This is a genomic window from Nocardioides sp., assembly GCF_030655615.1.
Taxonomy (GTDB): Bacteria; Actinomycetota; Actinomycetes; order Propionibacteriales; family Nocardioidaceae; genus Nocardioides.
Map to the genome: position 1 here is coordinate 1 of NZ_JAURVJ010000016.1, position 4,269 is coordinate 4,269.

Genomic DNA, 4,269 nt, shown 5'->3' on the forward strand with positions numbered 1-4,269 from the left:
CACCGGCCCCGCGACCGGCCCCACCCGCACCCCCACCGAACCCGTCACCCACCCGGACCGGCGTGTCGGGTGGCTTCGAACGTGTGTTCGGCATAGATTCGTGCGCGTTGGAGGCGTTGATCCAGGCGGTCATCCACAGGCAGGTCGTTCGGTGATGCGGACTGTCGGTGGTCACCCCTAGCGTCTCGCCGGACAGATCAGGACGACGACCTCACATCCGACACACACTGACGTAAGGACACAAGATCATGGCTGGTGGAGACCGCGACAAGGCCCTGGATGCGGCGCTTCTCAACATCGAGAAGCAGTTCGGCAAGGGCTCGGTCATGCGCCTCGGCGACGAGACGCGCGCCCCCCTCGAGATCATCCCGACCGGGTCGATCGCCCTCGACGTGGCCCTCGGCCTGGGCGGCCTGCCGCGCGGCCGGGTCGTCGAGATCTACGGCCCGGAGTCCTCGGGCAAGACGACGGTCGCGCTGCACGCCGTGGCCAACGCCCAGGCCGCGGGCGGCATCGTCGCCTTCATCGACGCCGAGCACGCGCTCGACCCCGACTACGCGGCCAACCTCGGCGTCGACACCGACGCCCTGCTGGTGTCGCAGCCCGACTCCGGTGAGCAGGCGCTCGAGATCGCCGACATGCTCATCCGCTCCGGCGCGCTCGACCTCATCGTCATCGACTCGGTGGCCGCGCTCGTGCCCCGCGCCGAGATCGAGGGCGAGATGGGTGACAGCCACGTCGGTCTCCAGGCCCGCCTGATGAGCCAGGCGCTGCGCAAGATGACCGGTGCCCTCAACAACTCCGGCACCACCGCCATCTTCATCAACCAGCTCCGGGAGAAGATCGGCGTCATGTTCGGCTCGCCCGAGACCACGACCGGTGGCCGCGCGCTGAAGTTCTACTCCTCGGTCCGCCTCGACGTGCGTCGCATCGAGACCCTCAAGGACGGCACCGACATGGTCGGCAACCGCACCCGGGTCAAGGTCGTCAAGAACAAGGTCGCCCCGCCGTTCAAGCAGGCCGAGTTCGACATCATGTACGGCAAGGGCATCAGCCGCGAGGGTGGCCTCATCGACGTCGGCGTCGAGGCGGGCATCGTCCGCAAGGCCGGCGCCTGGTACACCTACGACGGCGACCAGCTCGGCCAGGGCAAGGAGAACGCCCGCACGTTCCTCAAGGACAACCCCGACCTGGCCAACGAGCTGGAGAAGAAGATCCTCGAGAAGCTCGGTGTCGGCCCCAGCGTCGAGAAGCCGGCCGACGAGCTCTCCGACCTGAGCGACAAGCCGATCGGTGTCGACGACTTCTGAGCCGTGGCGCGGCGACGTCCACGAGGGCGTCGCCGCGTGGACGCGGTCGGCCGGTCGTGACCAGGCCGACCCGCCCGACCCGCCCGACCCGCCCGACCCGCAGGGCGACCCGAGTACGTCGACCAGGCGCCGCCGGTCCGCCAACCGCTGGCTGGCCCCGGCCGACCCGGTGGCTCTCGGCCCCGACGCCGACCCCGAGTCGGTCGCGCGGACGATCCTGCTCGACCAGCTGACCGGCCGGGCCCGCTCCCGCAGCGAGCTCGCCGACAAGCTGGCCGGCAAGGGCGTCCCCGACGACGTCGCGAGCCGGCTGCTCGTCCGGTTCGAGGAGGTCGGGCTGGTCGACGACGACGCGTTCGCCCGGGCCTGGATCTTCGGCCGCGGCTCTGCCGGCGGCAAGGGCCTGGCCCGCCGTGCCCTGGCCCAGGAGCTCCGCCGCAAGGGGATCGACGACGAGGTCGCCCGCGAGGCGCTCGACGAGGTCGACCCGGCCGACGAGGAGGAGGCTGCCCGCGCCCTCGTCCGCAAGAAGCTGCGCTCGCTCAGCCGCGTCGACGACACCACCGCCACCCGTCGCCTGGTCGGGATGCTGGCCCGCAAGGGCTACGGCGCGGGCCAGGCCTACGCCGTGGTCAAGGACGAGCTCGCGACCTCCGGGCGAGAGGCTCCTGACGTCGAGGTCTGACCGTGCCAGACTGCCGGTCGTGTCGCTTCCGCGTGAGGTCCTGACCTGGCAGTCCTTCGGTGAGTCGGTCGACGACCTGGCCCGTCAGGTGGTCGACGACGGGTTCGAGCCCGATGTGATCCTGTCCATCGCCCGCGGCGGTCTCGCCCTCGGGATGGGCCTGGCCTACGCCCTCGACGTCAAGAACCTCTCGACGGTCAACGTCGAGTTCTACACCGGCGTCGACGAGCGGCTCGAGGTTCCGATGATGCTGCCGCCGGTGCCCTCGGTCGTCGACCTCGCCGGGCTCCGCGTCCTGATCGCCGACGACGTCGCCGACACCGGCCTGACCCTGCGTCACGTCCAGGAGTACTGCGCCGGCCACGTCGCCGAGGCCCGCACCGCGGTCGTCTACGAGAAGTCGCGCTCCGTCGTGCGCCCCGACTACTCGTGGAAGGCCACCGACGCCTGGGTCGACTTCCCGTGGTCCTCCCAGGCTCCGCTGGTGAGCCGCGCCCGCTCCTGACGCCGTGACCCGGGTCGAGGTCGAGGTCGAGGTCAAGGTCGAGGTTCGCGTCGACGAGGACACCTTCTTGACCACGGTCCGACCGGGGGAGTCCTGGTGGGCCGCCGCCCGGCGCACGACGCCCGGGGTCGACGACCCGGTCGCCGTCGACCTCTCGGGCGGGGTCAAGCGGTTCGCGGTCGACCCGTCCCTCAAGGTCGCGCTCCGACCGCTGACCTACGGTGACCTGCCCGACGTCGTGACCTGGCGTGCGGCCGACCACGTGCGCAGGTGGTGGGATGACGACGTCCCCGACCTCGACGCGGCCATCGCCAAGTACGCGCCCCGCATCGAGGGCACGTCCGCCACCACGATGTGGGTCTGGGAGGTCAACGGCCGCTCGGTCGGTCTGGCCCAGGACTACCGGATCCGCGACTACCCCGACCACGCGCTGCTCGTGCCCGACCCCGACGCGATCGGCGTCGACTACCTGATCGGTCGGCCCGAGTGGGTCGGCCGCGGGATCGGGACCCGCTGCCTGTGGGCCTGGGCCACGCAGCTGCGCGACCGACACCCCGACGCCACCGGGGCGTTCGCCGCGCCCGACCACCGCAACCGGGCCTCGCTGCGCGCCCTGGCCAAGGCGGGGTACGTCGAGGGCCTCTGGTTCGACGAGCCCCAGGCCGACGGCTCGGTCGACACCGTGGTGGGATGCACCCTCGACCTGCGCACCGTCGTCGGCTGAGCACCCCCGCCCGTAACCACCGCGCCCACCCCTCGTTCAGAGGGTGCGGGCCACCCCAGCACCGCCCCACCCCCACGCCCGGGCCGACCCGGTCCGTCCGAAACGGAGCTCCCCATGTCCCACCAGTCGCCCTACCCGACCCAGCCCACCCCGCCCGCGACGGACACGGTCCAGCCGACCGAGCGCGTCGGCCTCGGCCTCCTGGCCGCGCTCGGCGCCGTCGTCGGCGGGGTCGCCCTCACCGTGGTCATCTGGCGGTTGGGCTACGTCGCCGCCATCAGCAGCCTGGTGATCGCGTTCGGGGCGGCCTACCTCTACGAGAAGGCCGCCGGCCGCTCACCTCGCAAGGGTCTGGTCCCGCTGCTCGTCCTCATCGTCGTCGGCGTCGCCATCGCGTTCTTCGCCATCGTCGCGAGCGACGCCTGGGACGTCTACGACACCCTCGGCATCACCGACCCGTCGCGCCTCACGTTCGTCCGGATGGCGCTGACCGAGCCCGACGTCCTCAAGGAGTACGGCAAGGACCTCGCGCTCTTCGGCGTCTTCGCCGTCCTCGGGATCATCGGCGTCGGACGCCGACTGTTCGCCGCCCGCTGACACAGGCTGACCGGCCCGGCCATCACTAGGGTGGTGGCCATGAGCAGCATCGCGGACGCCCTGCGTCTGACCTCCGGTCCCGTCGACCTCGCAGCGATCGAGACCGACGCCGCCCCGGGCTACGACGGCAAGAAGAAGTCCGGCGCCGCCGACCTCCTGGCCATGGGCGACGAGCTCGCGGAGCTGCAGGAGCGGTTGTTCGCCGAGGGCAAGGCCGACGGCAACCGGTCGGTGCTGCTGGTGCTCCAGGGCATGGACACCTCGGGCAAGGGCGGCACCCTGCGCCACACCGTCGGCCTGTTCGACCCGCAGGGGGTGCGGATCACCTCGTTCAAGGCCCCGACCGAGGAGGAGCGCGCCCACGACTTCCTCTGGCGGATCGAGCGCGCCCTGCCCCTGCCCGGCTACGTCGGGGTCTTCGACCGCTCGCACTACGAGGACGTCCTCA

Annotated in this window: 5 protein-coding genes and 1 pseudogene; all 6 read left to right on the plus strand. The window is 71.5% G+C overall.

Annotation, left to right across the window (positions count from 1 at the left end):
- The first annotated feature begins 248 nt into the window (after positions 1-248).
- Positions 249-1,310, plus strand: coding sequence for a recombinase RecA (gene recA / locus Q7T52_RS01285; RefSeq protein WP_370692273.1), 1,062 nt, complete (start codon positions 249-251; stop codon positions 1,308-1,310).
- Positions 1,294-1,995, plus strand: a complete 702-nt coding sequence (locus Q7T52_RS01290; protein ID WP_304798849.1) for a regulatory protein RecX — start codon at positions 1,294-1,296, stop codon at positions 1,993-1,995. The genes recA and Q7T52_RS01290 overlap by 17 nt, the downstream gene beginning before the upstream one ends.
- A gap of 19 nt (positions 1,996-2,014) precedes the next feature.
- Positions 2,015-2,500, plus strand: coding sequence for a phosphoribosyltransferase (locus tag Q7T52_RS01295; RefSeq protein WP_304798851.1), 486 nt, complete (start codon positions 2,015-2,017; stop codon positions 2,498-2,500).
- A gap of 4 nt (positions 2,501-2,504) precedes the next feature.
- Entirely contained in the window at positions 2,505-3,224 is a 720-nt protein-coding gene (locus Q7T52_RS01300) for a GNAT family N-acetyltransferase (protein WP_304798853.1), read from the plus strand.
- Between the two features lie 114 nt (positions 3,225-3,338).
- A complete protein-coding gene (locus tag Q7T52_RS01305; protein ID WP_304798855.1) occupies positions 3,339-3,821 on the plus strand; it encodes a hypothetical protein in 483 nt (160 codons plus the stop codon).
- Between the two features lie 39 nt (positions 3,822-3,860).
- A pseudogene (locus tag Q7T52_RS01310) lies at positions 3,861-4,269 on the plus strand (polyphosphate kinase 2 family protein); the annotation flags it as partial.